20 protein-coding genes are annotated in these 19,289 nt (G+C 72.6%); 5 read left to right on the top strand and 15 right to left on the bottom strand.

The genetic code is table 11. From position 1 onward, the window contains the following. The 3 genes from VK611_22585 to VK611_22595 are packed head-to-tail and all read right to left on the bottom strand — an operon-like array spanning position 1 to position 3,511. A complete protein-coding gene (locus VK611_22585) occupies positions 1 to 1,011 on the bottom strand; it encodes an ABC transporter permease (GenBank protein ID HMG44137.1) in 1,011 nt (336 codons plus the stop codon). Then, positions 1,008 to 1,931 (bottom strand): ABC transporter permease, encoded by a 924-nt coding sequence (locus VK611_22590; protein HMG44138.1) that lies wholly within the window; start codon positions 1,929 to 1,931, stop codon positions 1,008 to 1,010. The genes VK611_22585 and VK611_22590 overlap by 4 nt, the downstream gene beginning before the upstream one ends. 44 nt (positions 1,932 to 1,975) lie before the next feature. Continuing rightward, on the bottom strand, positions 1,976 to 3,511 hold the full coding sequence (locus VK611_22595) for an ABC transporter substrate-binding protein (protein HMG44139.1): 1,536 nt from the start codon (positions 3,509 to 3,511) through the stop codon (positions 1,976 to 1,978). A 129-nt stretch (positions 3,512 to 3,640) separates the two neighbouring features. Here VK611_22595 and VK611_22600 point away from each other — a divergent pair, with 129 nt between their 5' ends. Next, positions 3,641 to 4,303: a GntR family transcriptional regulator gene (locus VK611_22600; GenBank protein HMG44140.1), complete on the top strand. Its 663-nt coding sequence runs from the start codon at positions 3,641 to 3,643 to the stop codon at positions 4,301 to 4,303. A gap of 65 nt (positions 4,304 to 4,368) precedes the next feature. Here VK611_22600 and VK611_22605 read toward each other — a convergent pair whose 3' ends face one another. The 8 genes from VK611_22605 to VK611_22640 are packed head-to-tail and all read right to left on the bottom strand — an operon-like array spanning position 4,369 to position 13,031. After that, positions 4,369 to 5,172 carry an aspartate dehydrogenase domain-containing protein gene (locus VK611_22605; GenBank protein ID HMG44141.1) on the bottom strand — a complete coding sequence of 268 codons (804 nt, stop codon included), beginning with the start codon at positions 5,170 to 5,172 and terminating at the stop codon, positions 4,369 to 4,371. Beyond that, positions 5,169 to 6,278 (bottom strand): hypothetical protein, encoded by a 1,110-nt coding sequence (locus VK611_22610; GenBank protein HMG44142.1) that lies wholly within the window; start codon positions 6,276 to 6,278, stop codon positions 5,169 to 5,171. The genes VK611_22605 and VK611_22610 overlap by 4 nt, the downstream gene beginning before the upstream one ends. Further along, positions 6,275 to 6,814, bottom strand: a complete 540-nt coding sequence (locus VK611_22615; protein ID HMG44143.1) for a (2Fe-2S)-binding protein — start codon at positions 6,812 to 6,814, stop codon at positions 6,275 to 6,277. The genes VK611_22610 and VK611_22615 overlap by 4 nt, the downstream gene beginning before the upstream one ends. Beyond that, positions 6,811 to 7,590, bottom strand: a complete 780-nt coding sequence (locus tag VK611_22620; protein HMG44144.1) for an FAD binding domain-containing protein — start codon at positions 7,588 to 7,590, stop codon at positions 6,811 to 6,813. Before VK611_22620 ends, VK611_22615 begins: the two co-directional genes overlap by 4 nt. Beyond that, positions 7,587 to 10,001 (bottom strand): xanthine dehydrogenase family protein molybdopterin-binding subunit, encoded by a 2,415-nt coding sequence (locus tag VK611_22625; protein HMG44145.1) that lies wholly within the window; start codon positions 9,999 to 10,001, stop codon positions 7,587 to 7,589. Before VK611_22625 ends, VK611_22620 begins: the two co-directional genes overlap by 4 nt. Next, positions 9,992 to 10,147, bottom strand: coding sequence for a hypothetical protein (locus tag VK611_22630; GenBank protein ID HMG44146.1), 156 nt, complete (start codon positions 10,145 to 10,147; stop codon positions 9,992 to 9,994). Before VK611_22630 ends, VK611_22625 begins: the two co-directional genes overlap by 10 nt. A gap of 10 nt (positions 10,148 to 10,157) precedes the next feature. Next, positions 10,158 to 11,555, bottom strand: coding sequence for a UbiD family decarboxylase (locus tag VK611_22635; protein HMG44147.1), 1,398 nt, complete (start codon positions 11,553 to 11,555; stop codon positions 10,158 to 10,160). 12 nt (positions 11,556 to 11,567) lie between these two features. Then, the gene (locus tag VK611_22640; GenBank protein ID HMG44148.1) at positions 11,568 to 13,031 is read right to left on the bottom strand and encodes an aldehyde dehydrogenase family protein; all 1,464 of its coding nucleotides are present in this window, start codon (positions 13,029 to 13,031) and stop codon (positions 11,568 to 11,570) included. Between the two features lie 160 nt (positions 13,032 to 13,191). Between VK611_22640 and VK611_22645 the strand changes: the two genes are divergently transcribed. From VK611_22645 to VK611_22660, 4 genes are read left to right on the top strand one after another with little or no spacing between them, the layout of a single operon-like run. After that, complete coding sequence (locus VK611_22645; protein ID HMG44149.1) at positions 13,192 to 13,917, top strand: FadR/GntR family transcriptional regulator; 726 nt, start codon at positions 13,192 to 13,194, stop codon at positions 13,915 to 13,917. After that, complete coding sequence (locus VK611_22650; GenBank protein ID HMG44150.1) at positions 13,914 to 14,492, top strand: UbiX family flavin prenyltransferase; 579 nt, start codon at positions 13,914 to 13,916, stop codon at positions 14,490 to 14,492. Before VK611_22645 ends, VK611_22650 begins: the two co-directional genes overlap by 4 nt. Continuing rightward, the gene (locus VK611_22655; protein ID HMG44151.1) at positions 14,483 to 14,941 is read left to right on the top strand and encodes a hypothetical protein; all 459 of its coding nucleotides are present in this window, start codon (positions 14,483 to 14,485) and stop codon (positions 14,939 to 14,941) included. The genes VK611_22650 and VK611_22655 overlap by 10 nt, the downstream gene beginning before the upstream one ends. Before the next feature lies 1 nt (position 14,942). Continuing rightward, positions 14,943 to 15,605 (top strand): SRPBCC family protein, encoded by a 663-nt coding sequence (locus VK611_22660; GenBank protein HMG44152.1) that lies wholly within the window; start codon positions 14,943 to 14,945, stop codon positions 15,603 to 15,605. A 7-nt stretch (positions 15,606 to 15,612) separates the two neighbouring features. On the opposite strand, the gene VK611_22665 is transcribed toward VK611_22660, so the two are convergent. The 4 genes from VK611_22665 to VK611_22680 are packed head-to-tail and all read right to left on the bottom strand — an operon-like array spanning position 15,613 to position 19,277. Then, positions 15,613 to 16,383, bottom strand: coding sequence for an SDR family oxidoreductase (locus VK611_22665; GenBank protein HMG44153.1), 771 nt, complete (start codon positions 16,381 to 16,383; stop codon positions 15,613 to 15,615). A gap of 4 nt (positions 16,384 to 16,387) precedes the next feature. Then, on the bottom strand, positions 16,388 to 17,875 hold the full coding sequence (locus VK611_22670; protein HMG44154.1) for an aldehyde dehydrogenase family protein: 1,488 nt from the start codon (positions 17,873 to 17,875) through the stop codon (positions 16,388 to 16,390). Then, positions 17,836 to 18,315, bottom strand: a complete 480-nt coding sequence (locus VK611_22675; GenBank protein HMG44155.1) for a heme-binding protein — start codon at positions 18,313 to 18,315, stop codon at positions 17,836 to 17,838. The genes VK611_22670 and VK611_22675 overlap by 40 nt, the downstream gene beginning before the upstream one ends. Continuing rightward, entirely contained in the window at positions 18,312 to 19,277 is a 966-nt protein-coding gene (locus tag VK611_22680; GenBank protein ID HMG44156.1) for a hypothetical protein, read from the bottom strand. Before VK611_22680 ends, VK611_22675 begins: the two co-directional genes overlap by 4 nt. Positions 19,278 to 19,289 lie beyond the last annotated feature (12 nt).

The raw sequence follows: 19,289 nt of genomic DNA on the forward strand, positions 1-19,289 counted from the left end.
TCAGACCCCCGTCCCCGCGCCCTCGGCCCCCGCCGTGGCGGTGGCGGCGAACTTCTTCTCGCGCTCCTGGGGGTCGAGCGCCACCCGCAGCCAGCTCGACAGCAGGTTGACCGCCAGCACGGTGAGGCTCAGCAGGATGCCGGGGTAGACGATCAGCCACTGGTTGCCGAACAGCTCGTGGTCGCCGGCCCGGGCGATGTCGAGGCCCCAGGTCACCGTCGGGTGCTGCACGCCCAGGCCGAGGAACGACAGGGCGGCCTCGGCCAGGATGATCCGGGCGAACTCCAGCACCGCCAGCGTGGCCAGCGGCGAGGTGAGGTTGGGGAGGATGTGGGTCAGCACCACCCGCCGGGGCTTGCAGCCGACCATCTCGGCGGCCTCGACGAAGGGCCTCTCCTTCACGGTGAGCGCCACGCCCCGGGTCATGCGGGCGTAGACCATCCAGCCGTTGATGGCCAGGATGACGGTGACCGACAGCACGCTGCCACCGACCAGGGCGATCAGCAGCATCGCCAGCAGTAGCCCGGGGAACGACACCTGCACGTCGACCCAGCCCATCAGCCAGCGGTCGACGCGGCCGCCCTTGTAGCCGGAGATCAGGCCGATCAGGATCCCGAACGACCCGGCGACCGCGACGACGGCGACCCCGATGAACAGCGAGGTGCGGGCGCCGTAGAGCAGGCGCGACAGCACGTCGTAGCCCTGCCAGTCAGTGCCGAGCGGGTGCGACCACTCGCCGCCGTGCCACACCGGTGACTGGAGGGCGTTCGACAGGTCGCCGCCGTTGGGGTCCTCGGGCGCCAGCCACGGGGCGAAGATCGCCGCCAGCGCCAGCAGCACCAGGAACACCAGGCTGACCATGCCGAGCTTGTCGCGGGCGAGGTCGCCCAGCAGCCCCCGCGGCGTCGACGCCCCCGACAGCTCGAACGGCCGCCCGAACAGGGCGTCCTCCGCCTCGGTGGCCTCGTCCTCCTCGTGCTGCGACGCCGTGTGCTCGTCGGTGGCGCTCACGAGAGCTTCACCCGTGGGTCGATCAGCTTGTAGCTGACGTCGATGAGCAGGCTGATGACCACCACCATCACGGCGACCACGAAGACGATGGCCTGGATCAGGAAGAAGTCGTTGTTCTGGATGGCCTGCACGGCCATGAACCCCAGTCCGTTCCAGTTGAAGACGGTCTCGACCACCACCGTGTAACCGGCGAACGCCCGGATGACCTCCCAGCCGAACAGCGTCACGAACGGGATCGCGGCGTTGCGCAGGGCATGGACGGCGACGACCCGGGTCTGGCTCAGCCCCTTCGCCTTGGCGACCTTCACGTACTGGGTGTTGAGCTCGTCGATCATCGCCGAGCGCACGACCATCGCCAGCCGCCCGATGGCGGGCAGCGCCAGGCAGATGGCGGGGAGCACCAGGTTCTTCGTCCACGGGCCAGGGCCCGACTCGAACCACTGCAACCGCACCGTGAACAGGATCAGCAGCACGAACCCCACGAAGAACTGCGGCACCGACAGGCCCACCAGGCTGAGCGTGGTGAGGGTCCGGTCGGCCACGCTGCCCGGTCTTCGGGCGGCGAACACCCCCAGCGGCACCGCGCACACCACCGCCACCACCATCCCGAGCGCCACCAGCTGGAACGTCCGGGGCAGGTAGTCGAACACCACCTCGAGCGCCGGTGTGTTGCGCACGTAGGTCGAGTCGCCCAGGTCAAGTCGCCCCAGGTCGCCGACGAAGTCGACGAACTGCTCCGGGATCGGCCGGTCGAAGCCGAGCTCGGCCCGGCGGGCATCGCGCTGCTCCACGGTGGCCGAGAGCGGCAGCATGAACTTCACGGGGTCGCCCACCATGCGGGTCACGACGAACACGAACACCGTGACCCCGGCGATGACGATGAGGCCCTGTCCGAGCCTCCTGGCGATGTAGCGCCCCATGTCGTTCCCCCTCTGCCGCTCTCGGCCGCCTGTCGGTCACCGGGTCAACCGGTGACCGACATCTCCTTCACGAGGAGCTTGGCGTCGACCCGAGGCGCCCATTCGAGCTGCTCGGACAGGCCGTAGAGGTCCTCGTTGTTGACCAGCCAGACGAAGTACGCCTGGTCGTAGGCCAGCGAGACCGCCTCGTTGTAGATGGGCACCCGGGCGTCGGCGTCGAGCTCGGACCGGGCCTGGTCGATGAGCGTGGCGAGCTCCTCGTCGCTGTTCGACGATCCGACGCCGCCGGCCTGGTAGAAGGTCGACAGCTGGCGGTCGGCGTCGAGCAGGTCGTTCGAGCTCGACACGAAGATGGCGTCGGCCCGGCTCTCCCGGTCGAAGAGCACGTCGAGGTACTCGTCGAAGCCGGGGGTCTGCAGGTCGACCGTGAGGCCGGCCTCGGTCCAGTAGCTGGCGACGGCTTCGACCAGCTCCCGGTCGTTGAGCCAGCGGCCCGACGACTCGCCCACCAGCGTGATGGTCTCGCCGGCGACGCCGGCGTCCTCGATGAGCGACTTGGCCTCGTCGGGGTCGTAGGCGTAGGGCTCGAGGTCCTCGTCGAAGCCGACGATCGACGAGCTGAGCAGCTGGCCGGGGTCGACCTCGGCGTGGCCGCCGTAGACCTGCTCGACGATGGCCTCCTTGTCGACCGCCAGGTTGAGCGCCGTGCGGACGTTCGGGTCGGCGGTCACGCCGGCGTCGGCGTTGAGGATGACGATTGGGTGCTCCTGGCCCTGGACCTGGGCGAACGCGGGCGCCTGCTCGACGTCGTGGGGAGCGAGGTTGGTGATGAGGTCGTACTGACCCGACTTGAGCCCGGCGAGCCGAGTGCCGGCCTCGGTGACGAACTCGTAGTTCACCGTGTCGACCTCGGGGGCGTCGCCCCAGTAGTCGGCGTTGGCCTCGAGCGTGAGCGCCGAGCCCGGCTCGTAGGAGTCGAACGTGTAGGGACCGGTGCCCACCGGCTCGTCGCTGAGGTCCTCGACCTCGGCGGCGGTGGTCGGGATCATCTTCAGCCAGTACATGCGGGCCGGCAGCACGCCGTCGGGCTCAGCGGTGGTGATCTGCACCGTCGTGTCGTCCACCTTGGTCGCACCGGTGAGCGAGCTGAAGAAGCCGTCGAGGTCGGTCTGGGCGTCGGCCACCAGTCCGACGATCCGCTCGACGGAGGCGACGACCGAGTCGGCGTCGAACGCCGAGTCGTCGTGGAAGGTGACGCCCTCCTGGAGCGTGAACTCCCAGGTGGTGTCGTCGACCTGGGTGGGCAGCTCGGTGGCGAGGCCGGGTTGCAGCTCGCCCTCGGGGCTGCGGGTGAGCAGGGTCTCGTAGATGTTGTCGTTGATGGCCCGCTCGCCACCGTCGTCCACGAGGTAGGGGTCGAGGGAAGTGGGCTCGGAGCCGAGCGCGATGGTGATCTCGGCAGCGTCGCCGCTCGAGTCCCCGCCGTCTCCGCTGCCGCCCGAGTCGTCGTCGTCTCCGCAGCCGGCGGCCAAGATGCCACCGATGACGAGGACGGCGGCGAGGCGCTGTCGATTCCTCACGTTGCGTCTCTCCTACTGTGAGTCTCCCGGTCACCGATGACCGGGATGTTCTCGGTATACAATCGACAACAGACGGAGTCAACCTCTATGACCCGTCTGAACGCAACGTTCACGCAAGGGAAACAACGGATGGTCGACGCCCACGCCCGTGCCCGCCCCATAGGTCAGATCCACCAACCGCTGCGCGAGGCGGTGCAGGACGCGATCCGCGCCGCCATCGTCGACGGGCGCTATCCCCAGGGAGAGCGCCTGCTGGAGGACCAGCTCGCCCACGAGCTGGACGTCTCCCGCAACCCCGTGCGCGAGGCGCTGCAGGCGCTCGCCACCGAGGGCTTCGTGGTGATCGAACCCCGCCGGGGCGCACGGGTGGCATCGGTGTCGCCCGAGCGCGCCGGCGAGCTGTTCGAGGTGCGCGAGGTGCTGGAGGGCCTTGCCGCCCGGTTGGCCGCCTCCCGGCGGACGCCCGAGCAGCTGGCGGTGCTGGAGGACATCGTCGCCGAGGGCTCACGCCTCGTCGACGCCGGGCGCCTCGGCGAGCTGCCCGAGCTCAACACCCGGTTCCACGCCGCGCTGCAGGCCGCCGCCGCCAACGGGATGCTCACCGACGTGCTGGGCCGCCTCGGCCCCATCGTCACGTGGGTCTACGCCCACCGCATCGCCGAGCGCTCGACCTACTCGTGGACCGAGCACGCCGCCATCGTCGAAGCGATCGCCGCCGGCGACGCCGACCTGGCCCACCGGCGGGCCTGCACCCACATCGCCGCCGCCCGCGCCGCCTACCTCACCGGCTGAGGTGCCCCGACGAAATTGCGTGGGAGGTGGCCCCAGGACGACCACCTGCCACGCAATATCGGGTCTCAGGCGCCGACGATGAGCCGGGCGTCGCGGTCGGCGAGGGCGCGGAGGACGGCGTAGGGGGTGACGGCGCTGGTGCGGGGGTTGGCCGACGGGGTGTTCTCGACGGTCAGCTCGTAACGGCCGGCGTCGGCCTCGACCTCGATGCGGTGCCGGACCCGGGCGGCCTCGGCCTCGGCGACGATGTCGACGTGGGTGGCGTCGAAGCCGGTCGTCGCCAGGGCCAGTGTGGCGGCCACGTTGGACGAGTCGGGGAAGCGCCGGACGGCGTCGCGGGCGGAGCCGGAGAACACGGTGTGGGGGTGGCGGGAGCGGAGGAGCTGTGCCCGCTCGTCGTCGGACATCCACGGTCGCTCCAGCGCCTGGGGACGCTTCACCGTGGTCAGCCGCACCGAGTGGACCGGGCCCATCAGCGCGGCGGCCCGCAGCAGGTCCAGCCCGCCGATCGCCCCGGACGACAGCAGCACCCGCCCCCGGCCCTCGTGGGTGTCGCAGAGGTGGGCGCGCAGCCGGTCGTCCACCAGGGCGCCGACGCTCACCACCAGCAGGTCGACCCCGGCGTCGACCACCGCCGGCCCGTGGTCGGCCAGCGCCTGGGCGCCGGCGGCCTCGACCACGACGTCGCTGCGGTCGACCAGCTCGCCGATCGACGCCACCAGCAGGTCGAGCCCGGCCGCGACCACCGTGGGCCCGGAGCGTCGCAGCACCCCGGCGAGGCGGCAGCCAGGCACCTCGCCCCGCGCGAGCGCCTCGGCCACGACCGAGCCGATGGCCCCCGCGCCGATCACACCCACCGCGGCCGTCATGGGTCGGGCGCCCCTCGGGCCCGCCGGACCAGGTCGACCTGGAGGCGGGCCAGGAAGCCGAGCAGGGGATGGACGCCGAGGTCGCGGAGAGCCGGCTCGTCGAGGCCGACGAGGGCGAGGCGTTCGGCGTCGCTCAGCGGGTAGCGGTCGACGAACCCGGCGGGGTCGTCGAGGAACGCGTCGGTGGCGTCGGGCTCGGAGCGGAGGGCGTACAGGGCCTCGTAGAGCGGCAGCCGGGCCGGGTCGGGCATGGGGTAGTGCAGCGGCTCGGCGCCCGAGTCGCCGTCGCGGTCGCCATCGCCGTCGCCCTTCGTCCACGCCGCGATGGCGTAGGTGTGGTGCCACGACGGCTCCACGGCCACCTCGTCGGGGACGACCTCGCCGACGGCGCCCGCCAGGATCAGCCACGAGCGGGCCTCGACGTTGCCGGTGCGGTCGAGGGCGTCGTCGTCGAGCGCCAGCAGGGCACGGAGGTTGCCGGCGGCGATGCGCTCGACCAGGGCCCGGTCGCCGGCGACGTCGGGCTCGGAGTAGCGGTCGGTGCCGGGGTAGTGCGACAGACCGCCGCTGGCGACGACGACGGCCCGCACGTCGAGCTCCTCCAGCGCCCGGCGCAGCGCGACCCCGAAGGCGTAGCAGCGGTCGCCGCTGGGCTGCGGCGGCAGGTAGCTGTTCACGAAGATCGGCAGCACCGCCGTCTCGGGCCCGAAGCCGCAGAAGGTGAGCGGGATGCCGAACTCGTAGCCGATCGTGGCGTTCATCGAGTAGGCCGGGTCGAACCCCTGGCCCTGCAGCGAGCGCAGCACGGCGGCCGCGGTGCCCGACGGGACGGGCCAGGCGAAGTCACGGCCGGCGAAGGTGCCCTTGGCCTCGGGCCCGCACAGCACGGTGAACGAGGGGACGCAGTGGAGGGCGAAGTTGTCGAGGTGGTCGTTGGCGACGACCACCACCAGGTCGGGGCCCAGCGCCCGCAGCCGTTCGCCGACGCCGGCCATGCAGTCGTGCACCCGCTGCACCTGGGCGTGGTCCTCGGTGTCGGGCAGGGTGAAGAACTGGGGTGCGTGCGGCACCGCCGCCGCCCCCACGACACCCCCTCGGCGGCTCACGCCCGCCCCCCGATCGTGACGGCGGTACCGGCGTCGGCGGTGATGGTGCCCAGGTCGGCGGCGGCCCGGGTGATGGCCCGGACGATGTTGACGTAGCCGGTGCAGCGACACAGGTTCCCGCCCAGCTCGTGACGGATGTCGTCGGGCGTGGCGTCGGGGCGGCGGGTGACGACGTCGACCGCCGTCATCAACATCCCGGAGGTGCAGAAGCCGCACTGGAGGCCGTGCTCGGCGGCGAACGCCTCCCGGACGGCATCGGCCACGGGACCGGCGAGGCCCTCGACGGTCACGACGTCGCTCCCGTCGCAGGCGGCGGCGAGAGTGATGCACGACCGCACCGGCCGGTCGTCGACCAGCACCGTGCAGGCCCCGCAGACCCCGTGCTCGCAGCCGAGGTGGGTGCCGGTGAGGTGCAGCCGCTCCCGCAGGGCGTCGGCCAGCGACAGCCGACCGGGCACCTGCAGCTCGTGCACAGCGCCGTTCACCCTCACCCGCACGGCGGTGCCGGGATCAGGAGCTGTGTCGTCGTCGGTCATGCAGCCTCCCTCTGGCGGGCCTGGTCGAGGGCGCGGGCGATGGTCACCCCGTGGAGGTGGCGCTCGTACGCGTCACCGTCGGGCAGTGCGGCGAGGTCGTCGGGGTCGACCCGTAGCGGCACCGATGCCGCCGCCCCCAGCCACACCTCGGCCCGGCCGTCGGCGGCGACGATCGCCACCGCCAGCGACTCCGCGAACTCGCCCGGTTTGCGGGCGGACTTGGCGAACCCCCAGCGCGACCCCGGCGCCAGGCGCGGCACGTCGACGGCGACCACGGCCTCGTCGTCGTCGAGGGCGTTGGTGAAGAAGCCCTGCACGAACTCGGTGGCCGGCACGACGCGCTCGCCCCGCTCGGCCGATCGCACGACGACCCCGGCTCCGAGGGCGGCCATCACCACCGGCCACTCCGCCGAGCTGTCGGCGTGGGCCAGGCTGCCGCCGAGCGTCCCCCGGTTGCGGATCGCCCGGTAGCCGATGCCCCCGGCGACCGCCCGCAGCAGGCCGTCGGCGGCGTCGGGCACCAGCGCGTCCTCGAACCACGAGTGCACGACGCCGGCCCCGTACCGGATCCGGTCGGGCGCCTCGGTCACGTCGGCCAGCTCCGCCACCCGCCCGATGTCGACGACCACGGCCGGCTGCGCCAACCGCATGTTCAGCAGCGGCACCAGGCTCTGCCCGCCCGACATCAGCTTCGCGTCGTCGCCGTGCTCCGCCAGCAACGCCAGGGCCTCGTCGGTCGACTCCGCCCGCCGGTATGTGAACGGCGCCGGCTTCACGCCGCCCCCTCGATGGCTTCCCACACCCGGCGGGGGGTGAGAGGGGTCTGGGTGATGGAGACGCCGAGGGTGTGGAGGGCGTCGGTGACGGCGTTGGCGATGGCGGCGGGTGGGGCGATGGCGCCGCCCTCGCCCATCCCCTTCATGCCGAGCACCGTGAACGGCGACAGGGTCTCGAGGTGGGCGATCTTGATGTCGGGGATCTCCGTGGCCCCCGGCAGCAGGTAGTCCATGAAGGTGGTGGCCTGGGGCTGGCCCTCGTCGTCGAAGGTCGACTCCTCCAGCAGCGCCGTGCCGATGCCCTGGGCGACGCCGCCGTGGATCTGCCCGTCGACGATCATCGGGTTCACCACCCGCCCGCAGTCCTCGGCGACGGCGTAGTCGAGCAGCGCCACCTGCCCGGTGTCGAGGTCGACCTCCACCACGGCGGCGTGGGTCGACGAGGCGAACGTGCCCGTCTCGACCGACGGCCGGTAGCGGTCGGTCACCTCCAGGCACGGGTCGATCTCGCGGGGCAGCCGCTCCATGTGGAGGTAGGCGGCGTCGGCGACCTCGGCCAGCGACACCTCGCCGGCCGGCCCCCGCACGGCGCCGTCGACCAGCGCCAGTTCGTCGGCCGGGCAGCCCAGCAGGTGGGCGGCGATCGCCACGACCTTGGCGGCCAGCTGCTCGCAGGCCCGGTAGGTGGCCCCGCCGGCCATCACCATCGACCGGGAGGCGAACGTGCCCATCCCGTAGGGCGCGGTCTCGGTGTCGCCGTGCAGGACATGGACGGTGGCGGGGTCGATGCCCAGCACCTCGCTCGCCACCTGGGCCAGCGTGGTCTCCAACCCCTGACCGTGTGACTGGATGCCCACCTTCACGGTGAGGGCCCCCGAGGGGTCGATCACCGCGGTCGCCGACTCGAACCCGAACGTGACCGGCAGCCCCCGCGACACCCACTCGGCCTGACCGTGGGCGGTCTGCTCCGTGTAGGAGGCGTACCCCACCCCGAGCCGTCGCCGGCCGGTCCCGTCCGCCGCCTGGCGGGCCCGGACGGCGTCGTGCTCGATCAATCCTGAGGCGGCATCGACCGTGGCCGCGTAGTCGCCGCTGTCGTAGACCTTCCCCGTCACCGACGTGTAGGGGAACTCGTCGGGGCGGACCATGTTGCGGGCGCGGACGTCGCGGGCCTCGAGCCCCAGCGCCAGGGCCACCTCGTCGATCGTGCGCTCGATGGCGAAGCACGCGCCCGGCCGGGCGACCCCCCGGTACGGCCCGAGCGGGGGCTTGTTGGTGGCGACCGTGGTGGCGACGTAGCGGTAGTCCCGCAGCCGGTACGGCCCAGGGATGATGCCGGCGGCCATCCCCGCCTCCATCGCCGCCGTCCACGGCCAGACGGAGTACGCCCCCGAGTCGACCATGATCCGGGCGTCGATCCCGAGCAGCTCGCCGTCGGCCCGGGCGTGCGCGGTCATCTCGTACCGGTGCTCACGGGCCTGGGCGGAGCCGACCAGGTGCTCCCAGCGATCCTCGATCCAGCGGACCGGGCGCTCCACGAGCAGCGCCAGGGCACACAGCGCCACCTCCTCGGGATACAGGTTGTTCTTGATCCCGAAGCCGCCGCCCACGTCGGGGGCGACCACCCGCAGCCGGTGCTCGGCCAGGCCGAGCTGCTGGGCCAGCACCGACCGGATGACATGGGGGAACTGCGTGGAGCTGTGGAGGACGAGCTGGTCGAGCCGACCGTCGTAGTGGGCGACGCAGCCCCGGGTCTCCAGCGGCACGCCGGCTTGGCGGCCCATCCGGTACGAGCGGGTGATGGTGAGGTCGGCCTCGGCCGCCGCGGCGCGGAGGTCGCCCACCGAGGTGGTGGTCTCCAGGAACCGGTTGTCGGGCCAGTGCTCGTGGACCAGCGGCGACTCCGGCCGCAGCGCCGCCTCCATGTCGACCACGGCCGGGAGCGGGTCGACGTCGACGAACACCTCGGCGGCCCGGTCCTCGGCGTCGGCCCGGTCGGTGCCCAGCACGGCGACGACCGGCTCGCCGACGAACCGCACCTTCCCCTCGGCCAGGATCGGGTACTCGGAGCTGCGGAAGTCGGGGTGCTTGGCGTCGGCGACGATGGGCCGGGCCAGCGGCCGCAGGTCATCGGCCGTGAAGGCCTGGACGCCGCCCGGCGCGTCGATCCCGACCAGGCGCCCGTGGGCCACCTGGCTGCGGACGAAGGCGACCTCCAGCATCCCGGGCAGCACCACGTCGGCGACGAAGTGACCCTGCCCCCGCAGGTGCCGACGGTCCTCGTTGCGCCGCTGCCGGGCCCCGACCCCACCCGGCCGCACCACCCGAGCCGCTCGTCCACCCGCCGGCACCACCCCCGCTTCGGCTGTCGCGCCGGCGGGGGCGGTGGGCTGGGCCTCGGTCAGCCCCATCGCTCGTCGATGGCGGCGGCCTCGTCGACCGTGAACTTCCGCCTGTCGTAGGGGCATTCCAGCTGCACGTCGGCGTGCCGGATGCCGTAGTCGACCGAGAACGCCTTGCCGCAGCCCGGGCACGTCACCCAGAAGATCCGTTGCATGCCGGTCCCTTCAGCTCCCCGCCAGGTAGGCGTCGAGGTCGATGCGGTCGAGGGCCTCCTGCGGCACCCGGTTCATCTCGGGGATCGCCTTGTCGAGCGGCCGCGTGGCGTCGATGAGCACCTTCCGGTAGCCCATCGACGTGGTGAACACCGTCGGGATGTTGTGGATCATGTCGACGTCCCGGGACGGGTCGACGTTGACGAGCGTCGCCCAGATGACGTCCTCCTCGTTGAACACGTCGATCACGCTGTCGACCACCACCACCACCTGGAACGTCCACGACTCCTGGATGGCGGCCAGCGCCACGGCCTTGCCCTGCCCCTCGCGGGTCTTGGCGATCGACACGTAGCAGGCCAGCCGGCCGCAGCCCGAGTAGGGCAGGTGCACCGCGGTGACGATGTCGCCGAACTTGCGGCGCAGCGTGTTGTAGAGCGTCCCCTCCTTGGGGATCTGACCGACGGTGAAGTGGTCGTGGTGGCCGGCGAAGACGTCCTGCAGGATGGCGTCGTGGCGCCGGGTGATGGCGGTCACGTTCATCACCGGCCGCAGGGTCTGGGCCTGGTACTGGCGGGTGATGTCGCCGAACGGGTCGGCGATCAGGCGCTCGCCGGGCGGCACCTCGCCCTCGATGAGGATCTCGGCGTCGGCCGGGACCAGGAACTCGTCGCCCCACGTCTCGGAGGGCACCAGCCTCAGCGGCTCGCCCAGGAAGCCGCCGATGGTGGTGAAGTCGTCGGACTCGTACGGCGTCAGCCCCATCGTCCCCAGGTAGAAGGCGGGGTGGTGACCCAGCACGGCCACGATCGGCATGGGCTGCTGCCGGGCCTCGTACCAGGCGAGCGCCCGCTCGGTGTCGGGGGAGTGGATGGTGATCCGCAGCCGCTGGTGGTCCTCGAAGTCGTAGAACGCCTTGATGAAGGCGGCGTTGTAGGCGCCGGTCTCCGGGTCCTTCACCAGCAGGGTCATGGTGAGGCAGGGCCCGTAGTCGCCCTCGGAGTGGATGACGACCGGCAGGTCGCGGGTGTCGATCCGGTCGCCGGTCAGCACCACCTCCTTGGCGGGTGCGTCGCCGGCGCCGACCACGGTGGGCCCGATGCCGGCCTCGCCGAGGCGGGAGAACTCCAGGCTCAGCGGCAGGTCGGACTGGTCGCGGGGGAAGTCGAGCGCCGTGGCGCAGCGGGCCCGCTCGGCGAACACGTTGATGAGCACCGGGATGTCGGAGGGCTCGCCCCGGAGGTTCTTCGGGTGCTCGAACAGCACCGCCGGCCGCTCGCCCCGCCGGTACAGGTGCTCCATCACGGCGGTCACGTCGTAGTTGGCGGGGTCGACCTCTCGGGTGACCCGCCGGAGGTCGTCGGGGTGCTCCGACTCGATCTGCTTGATGAAGGTGCGCAGGTCCTTGGCCATCGTCTCCTCGATTCAGCTGTCGGGGGTCAGCCGGAGGCCGACGAACTTGAGCTGCGACAACGCCTCCATGGCGTAGCGGACGCCCTCGCGACCGACGCCGCTCTGGCCGTAGCCGCCGAAGGGGGTGGTGTCGAGGCGGAAGCGGGTGGACTCGTTGATCCACACCGACCCGGCCGCGATGTCCTCGGCGGCTCGCAGGGCATGGGAAAGGCTGCGGGTGAAGCACGCCGCCTGCAACCCGAAGGGCGAGTCGTTGGCGATGGCGACGGCGTGGTCGAGCGAGTCGGCCGGCAGCACCACTGCCACCGGGCCGAACACCTCGTCGCGGCAGATCATGGCGTCGGGCGGCGCGTCGACCACCACGGTCGGCCCGAAGCACAGGTCGTCGTCGCGGTCGGGCCGCCCGTCGAGCAGGAGCTTGGCGCCCCGCTCCTCGGCGTCGGTGACGAAGCGCGCCACGGCGTCGCGGCGGCCCTTGTGGGCCAGCGGGCCGATCTCGGTGGCCGGGTCGTCGGGGTCGCCCACGACCATGGCCTGGGCGGCGGCGACGAAGCGGCCGACGAAGGCGTCGAACGCGGGCCGCTCGACGATCACCCGCTGCGCCGAGATGCACTGCTGGCCGCTGGCGCCGAAGGCGGCGTGGGCGATGCTGGCGGCGGCGTCGTCCAGGTCGGCGTCGGCGAGGACGATGTTGGGGGCGTTCGAGCCGAGCTCCAGCAGCACCGGCTTGATCCCGGCGGCCGCCATGACCGCCCGACCGGCGGCGACTCCGCCCGTGAGCGTGACGGCCCGCACCTGGGGGTGCGACGCCAGGCCGCGGGCGATCTCGGGCCCTCCCGGGAGGACGCTCAGCAGGCCCGGCGGAAGGGCATCGCCGAGCAGCTCGGCGATCTGGAGGGCGACGATCGCCCCCTCGGGCGCCGGCTTCACCACGACGGCGTTGCCGACGGCCAGCGCCGGCGCCACCTTCTGCAGCAGCAGGTTGACGGGGGCGTTGAACGGCGTGACCGCGGCGACCACGCCGAACGGCTCGCGACGGGTGAGGCCCCAGCGGCCGTCACCTCCGGGGACCCCGTCGAGGGGGAGGTTCTCGCCGCCGAAGCGGGAGATCTCCTCGGCCGCCAGGTCGAGCAGCTGGACGCCCCGGCCCACCTCGAACTCGCTGGCCCGGCGGGGCTTGCCCAGCGTGGCGACGAGCGTGTCGACGAGGTCGGCCGCATGCTCGGCGAGGGCCCGGGCGCCGGCGTGCAGCCAGCCGGCCCGCACGTGACCGGGCGTCCGCCGGTGCTGCCGGGCGGCCTCGTGGCCGAGGGTGACGGCCCGCTCGACGTCGGCGGCGGTGGCCTGCTCCACCTCGCCGAGGGGGCGGCCGCGGAAGGGGGCGACGGCCTCGGCGACGGAACGGGTCTCGTCGCGGTCCGACGCTCCACCCAGCCAGAGCCCCCAGCGCCCGGCGCCGTCCTCGATCTGTCGCATGGTCCCTCCTCTCCTCGGTCTCGGGGCCTGCTCGAAGTGTCCCTACCAATCTGGCATCCAAGGCAGAACGGGCGCAAGTGGTCCTGCCAATCTTCTCGAATGCTTGGCAAACGGGCCTCGATGGGACATGATGGTCGGACCACTTCGGGAAGGGAGGCCAATGGCGGCGGCTGCGCCCGCACAATCCAACGACCACGATCGGGTGTCGACCTCGGTGGTCGACCACCTGCGTGAGATCCTGGAATCCGGCGAGCTGGGTCCTGGCGACCGTCTCCCCGCCGAGCGCGAGCTGGCGGAGAGCCTGGGCGTCGGTCGCAACAGCATCCGCGAGGCCCTGCGCGAGCTGCAGTCGCTGGGGCTCGTGGAGTCTCGCCGTGGTGCCGGCACCTTCGTGCGGGCCGCCGACCCGAGCTTGTTGATGGCGCCGTTCCAGGCGGTCATCTCCCTGTCGCAGGCCGCGGTCGACGACGTGATGGAGTTCCGCCTGGCGTTCGAGCCCGAGGTGGCGGCGATGGCGGCCGCCAACGCGGAGGAGGAGGACGTCCTCGATCTGGGCAGCGCGCTGCGCCGGTTCAACTGGGCCGTCGAGTCCGACGCACACCCCCTCGACGCCGACATCGCCTTCCACGAGGCGGTCGCCCGCTGCACCAAGAACCCGTTGGTGATCGCCGTGCAGCACGCGCTCAATCAGCTGTTCGCCGAGCTGCGCACCCGGTTGTCGGCCAACAGCTACCAGCCCGACGACCACGCACCCCGGGGTCACCAGGCACTGTTCGGGGCCATCGTCGCCGGAGACCCCAACGCCGCCCGCGACGTCATGCGCCGGCACCTCGAAGAGGTGGAGGAGTCCCTGGCGATCTGGCGCGGCCTGGACGATCTGGAATGACACGCCCTACCCCCGATCGACCGCGGCTGGTGGTGGGCATCTCCGGGTCGAGCGCGCCTCAGCTCGGCATCGGCCTGCTGCGGGCCCTGCACGACCTCGGCACCGTCGAGACCCACCTGGTGGTGTCGAACGGGGCCGTCCAGACCCTCAAGCTCGAGGCCGACACCGACGTCGCCACGGTCGCCGCCCTGGCCGACGTGGTGCACGACAACGCGGACCTCGCCGCGGCCATCTCCTCCGGCTCGTTCCGCACGCAGGGCATGGTGGTGATCCCGTGCTCGATGCGGACGCTCGCCGGCGTCGCCACCGGCAACACCACCGACCTGCTCACCCGGGCCGCCGACGTCACCCTGAAGGAACGACGGCGGCTGGTGCTGGTGCCCCGGGAGACGCCGCTCAACCTCATCCACATCCGCAACATGGAGACGGTCACGCTGGCGGGCGCCACGGTGCTGCCGCCGGTGCCGGCCTTCTACCACCGGCCCCGCTCGATCGACGACCTGGTGGCGCACATCGCCGGCAAGGTGCTCGACCAGTTCGGCATCGAGCACGACCTCTTCACCCGATGGTCGTGAACGTCCCCGAGGCCGTGGCCGCGGCGCTGACGACGCCGGTCGAGGTGGGCGTGCCCACGCAGATGTTCCCCTTCCTGACCGTCGACGACGCCGGCGCACCGCACTGCGCCGTGGTGTCGTCCACCGAGGTGGCGGTGGCCGACGACGGAACCAAGCTGTTCCTCGTGCTCGGTGGCCGGCGGTCCCGGTCCTACCTGGAGGCAAGTGGTCGGGCGACGCTGCTGGCCGTCGAGGGCACCACGCTCCACACCCTGAAGCTCACGCTGGTGGCGTCGCGGGAGCACGACGGGGTGTTCGCCGCCGCGCTGCAGGTCGCCGACCACCAGGCCGACAGCCTCGGCATCGCCCTGGTGCCGCTGGGGTTCACGCCGCCGCCCGACATCGCCGAGCGCGAGCGCTGGGACGTCACCGTCGCCGCGCTCGCTGCCATCCGTCACCAGAGGAGCTGACGTGGAGCTGACCAACCGATTCCGGGTCGCCGTGCCGATCGCCGAGGCATGGGCCCTGCTCACCGACGTCGAGCGGATCGCGCCGTGCCTCCCCGGCGCCCAGCTCACCGAGATCGAGGGCGACGAGTACCGGGGTGTCGTCAAGGTGAAGGTGGGGCCGATCACGGCGCAGTACCGGGGTGTGGCCCGCTTCGTGGAGCGCGACGAGGGGGCGCACCGGGCGGTCCTGCGGGCCGAGGGCCGGGAGACCAGGGGTCAGGGCAACGCCGCGGCGACGGTGAGCGCCCAGCTCACGTCGGACGGCGACGGCACCGAGGTCGCGGTCGTCACCGACCTGACGATCACCGGCAAGGTCGCCCAGTTCGGTCGCGGCGTCCTCGCCGACGTCTCCACCAAGCTCCTCGACCAGTTCGTGAGCTCCCTAGAGTCGCAGCTCGCGGCCGGCTCCAACGGCCACGGCGGGCCGGAGGCGAGCTCGGCCGGTGCCGCCGCGGCCAAGGACCCGTCTCCGGAGGTCCGTCACATCGATTCGCCCGAGGCCGAGCCCGTCGACCTCCTCGACGCCGCCGGTGCCCCGGTCTTCCGCCGCGCCGCCCCGCTGCTGGCCGGCTTCGCCATCGCCTGGTTCGTCCTCCGGGTCCTGCGCAAGCGCAAGAACAGGTAGCGCCGGGCTAGAAGCCGCGGACGGCGCCGCCGTCGACCCGGACTGCGGTGCCGGTGACGAACGAGGCCCGCTCGCTGCAGAGGAAGGCGACGACGTCGGCCAGCTCCTCGGGGCGGCCGACACGGCCCAGGGGGATCGCGGCGAGGTGCTCGGCGTGGACCTCCTCTACTGGGCGATCCTCCGCGGCGGCCCGGGCCGCCTCGAAGCGCTCCAGCCCGCCGGTGGCGAACTGGCCGGTCACCACCACGGTGACGTTCACGTCGGGCGCCAGCTCCAGCGCCAGCGACCGGGCCATCGCCGACACGCCGCTGCGGAACACCGAGGACAGCGCCAGGTCCGGCGACGCCTCGACGATCGACCGGGCCGTCATGAACACCAGCCGTCCACCGCCACCGCCACTACCAGCCGCCCGGCGCAGGTGCGGCGCCGCGGCCCGGGACACCTCCAACGCCGGCCGCAGCATCGACGCGTAGGCGGCATCGTCGAACCCGTCGGTGGCCATGATCCCGCCGGGCTTCCCGCCGCCGGTGTTGACCACGCACATGTCGAGCCCGCCCAGCACCGCCACGGCGTCGGCGACCACCTGCGCACCCGCGCCCGGCACGGTCAGGTCGACGACCACCCCCGTCGCCCCGTCCACCGACGCCGCCCGCTCGGCCGACCGGGACGTCACGACCACCTGGGCACCCTCGGCGAGCAGCGTCTCCGCCACCGCCCGCCCCAGCCCCGCCGACGACCCCAGCACCAGCGCCCGCTTGCCCTCAAGACCCAGGTCCATCCGCTCAGCTCCCCAGGAAGACGGTCCGGCTGACCGTGTAGAAGTCCATGACCGTCGGCCCGAGCTGCTCCTTGTGGACGCCCGTGCCCGACTGCTTGATCCCGCCGAAGGGGGCGTTGAGCGCCGCCCCGACGGTCGGCCGGTTGACCTTCACCATCCCGGCCTCCACCTCGGCGACGAACCGCTGGGCGGCGCCCAGGTCACGGGTGCAGATCGCCGCCGCCAGCCCGTACTCGACGTCGTTGGCCGACTCGATCGCCTGGTCCAGCCCCGACACCCGCTCGAACCCCACGACCGGCCCGAACACCTCGTCCCGCGCCAACGCACTGCCCCGAGCAACCCCCGTGAGCACGGTCGGCGGGAAGAAGCACCCACGAGCCAGAGCTCCCTCGACAGCCCGGGAACCCCCGCACGCCACCGCAGCGCCCTCGGCCACGGCACCCGCCACCGCGGCCTCCATCGCCGAGACGGCACCCGCATCGACCAGCGGCCCCATCGTCACCCCGTCGGCGTCGCCCGGCCCGATCACGTACCCCGAGGCCAACTGCACGACCCGCTCCAGCAGCTCGTCGTGCACCGATGCCTCGACGAGGATCCGCCCTGCGCCCGTGCAGGCCTGGCCGGTGAGGCTGAACGACGACCGGGCCACCACCTGGGCGGCGGCGTCGAGGTCGGCGTCGGCCAGCACGACCACCGGGTTCTTGCCGCCCAGCTCCAGCTGCGAACGTCGCCCCAGCCCGATCGACGAGTGGATCTTCCGACCCGTCGCCAGTGACCCCGTGAACGTGACGGCGCCCACCCGCGAGTCGGTCACCAGGGCAGCGCCTGCACCGAACCCGTGCACCACGTTGACCACGCCCGGGGGGAAGCCGGCGGCCTCGAAGGCGGCGCCCAGCCGGTCGCCCATCAACGGCGTGAGCGGTGACGGCTTGAACACCACGGTGTTGCCCGCCGCCAGCGCCGGCCCGATCTTCCGGCTCGCCAGGTTCAGGGGGAAGTTCCACGGCGTGATGACCCCCACCACGCCGACGGGGTCGCGGGTCGTCCACGCCAGCGTCCCGTCGTCGGAGGGGAACGTGGTGCCGGTGAGCCGCAGCGCCTCGCCGGCGTAGATCTCCAGGTTCTTCGGCGTCCGCCCGGCCTCCATGCGGGCGTCGGCCAGCGGCTTGCCCTCTTCGGCCACCATCTCGCGGGCGTTCCGGTCGGCGTCACCGGCCAGCACGTGGGCGGCCCGCCCCAGTAGTTCGGCCCGCTGCGAAGGCGTGGTCCGCCGCCACGAAGCCGCCGCGTCGACCGCGGCCGCCACTGCCGCCGCCATGTCGTCCGGCGTCGACTCGGGCGCCACCGACACGACCCGCTCGACGTCCGCGGGGTTGCGTCGCTCGAAGACGGCGCCGTCCGCGGCGGGCACCGCCGCGCCGCCGATCCGGTTCAAGACCTCGACGGTCACGGTCAGTCCGCCGTGGGGGTCGGGGGCTGCCAGTCGTCCCACTTGGCGAAGTCGACGGGTTCGCCAAGGTGCTCCAGCAGGGCGGTGATCCCCGCCTTGCAGCAGGCGATGTCCTCCCTGGTGTGGCCGCCGGACACGCCGATGCCGCCCACCACCTCGCCGCCGACCTCGATCGGCCAGCCGCCCACGAAGATCGTGAACCTGCCGCCGTGCATGTTCATGATCCCGAACGCCTCCTGGCCGGGCTGGGCGTTCGTGTAGGTGTGGGTGGGCCGGCGGTGGCAGGCGGCGGTGAAGGCCTTGGCGACGGCGATGTCGACGCTGGTGACCTTGCCGTTGTCGGGCCGCTTCACCACGATCGGGTAGCCGGCGGCGTCACTGACGCACACCACCGAGCCGACGCCCAGCTCGGCCGCGGTGGCCAGGGCGGCGTCGACGGCGATCTCGGCCTCGGCGAGGGACAGGCGATGACTGACGATCACGGTTGCTCCTTGTCGGTGTCGGTCGGGTAGTCGGTCTCGGCGGCGTGGCGTTCCCAGGCCAGGCCGGCGGTGGCGACGTCCTGCAGGGCGACGCCCTGGGTCTCGAACAGCACGGGCCCCGCCGAGCCCGCCCGCGGCACGGCGCCACCGGCCGTACCGGCGACCACGTCGTGCAACTCCACCGCTCGCTCCCAGTCGAAGCGGCCGGCCGCGGTGGCTCGCAGCAGGTCGCCGCACTCGCTGCGGGACCCGGTCACGTCGTCGGCCACCACGGCCGCGCAGCGCTCGACCACGTCGGGCCCGATCTCGCAGCGGTCGTACTTGGTGGCGCCCACGGCGCAGATCAGCGCCCGGTCGCTCACGACGGTGGCGGGGAACAGCGGCTCGGGCGACGAGGTGACGGTGACGACCACGTCGGCGCCGTCGACGGCCGAGGCGGCGGAGGGGGCGACGACCACGGTGGGGAGGCCCTGCCCGGCAGACCGCTCCTGCAACCCCCGGGCGGCCTCGGGTCGACGGGCGTAGAGGCGCACCTCGGCGAGGTCCGGCAGCTCGGCCGCCAGCATCTCCAGGTGCCCCCAGGCCTGGCGCCCGCCACCGACCACCGCGGCGACCTGCGACGACGGCGCCGCCAGGTGACGGATGGCCAGGGCCGACGTGGCGGGCGTCCGCAGCGACGTCACGGCGTTGCCGTCGAGCGTGCACAGCACCCGGCCCGACAGGTCGAAGAGCACGATGACGAACGTGAAGCGCCCGTCGACCGTGGCGTAGACCTTGCCCCCGGAGTAGGGCGGCACCACCGCGGCCATGGCCGATGCCATGCCCTCGGAGGACGTGGCCCGGACGCGCGTGGTCGTGGCCGCCCGGGCATGTCCCCAGGCGGCGTAGGCCTCGTCCAGCCGTGCGGTCACCGCCGGCAGGTCGAGGACGTCGAGCACGGCCGCGTCGTCGAGATGCATCATCGGATATTGCAT

The sequence above is a fragment of the Acidimicrobiales bacterium genome, assembly GCA_035316325.1.
Classification (GTDB): Bacteria; Actinomycetota; Acidimicrobiia; order Acidimicrobiales; family VFJN01; genus DASXTK01.

Bases quoted from the DNA above. Each gene is read 5' to 3' on its own strand.
- VK611_22590 (HMG44138.1), bottom strand. From the start codon at position 1,931: ATGGGGCGCTACATCGCCAGGAGGCTCGGACAGGGCCTCATCGTCATC.
- VK611_22600 (HMG44140.1), top strand. From the start codon at position 3,641: ATGGTCGACGCCCACGCCCGTGCCCGCCCCATAGGTCAGATCCACCAA.
- VK611_22605 (HMG44141.1), bottom strand. From the start codon at position 5,172: ATGACGGCCGCGGTGGGTGTGATCGGCGCGGGGGCCATCGGCTCGGTC.
- VK611_22615 (HMG44143.1), bottom strand. From the start codon at position 6,814: ATGACCGACGACGACACAGCTCCTGATCCCGGCACCGCCGTGCGGGTG.
- VK611_22625 (HMG44145.1), bottom strand. From the start codon at position 10,001: ATGGGGCTGACCGAGGCCCAGCCCACCGCCCCCGCCGGCGCGACAGCC.
- VK611_22630 (HMG44146.1), bottom strand. From the start codon at position 10,147: ATGCAACGGATCTTCTGGGTGACGTGCCCGGGCTGCGGCAAGGCGTTC.
- VK611_22635 (HMG44147.1), bottom strand. From the start codon at position 11,555: ATGGCCAAGGACCTGCGCACCTTCATCAAGCAGATCGAGTCGGAGCAC.
- VK611_22640 (HMG44148.1), bottom strand. From the start codon at position 13,031: ATGCGACAGATCGAGGACGGCGCCGGGCGCTGGGGGCTCTGGCTGGGT.
- VK611_22645 (HMG44149.1), top strand. From the start codon at position 13,192: ATGGCGGCGGCTGCGCCCGCACAATCCAACGACCACGATCGGGTGTCG.
- VK611_22650 (HMG44150.1), top strand. From the start codon at position 13,914: ATGACACGCCCTACCCCCGATCGACCGCGGCTGGTGGTGGGCATCTCC.
- VK611_22655 (HMG44151.1), top strand. From the start codon at position 14,483: ATGGTCGTGAACGTCCCCGAGGCCGTGGCCGCGGCGCTGACGACGCCG.
- VK611_22665 (HMG44153.1), bottom strand. From the start codon at position 16,383: ATGGACCTGGGTCTTGAGGGCAAGCGGGCGCTGGTGCTGGGGTCGTCG.
- VK611_22680 (HMG44156.1), bottom strand. From the start codon at position 19,277: ATGATGCATCTCGACGACGCGGCCGTGCTCGACGTCCTCGACCTGCCG.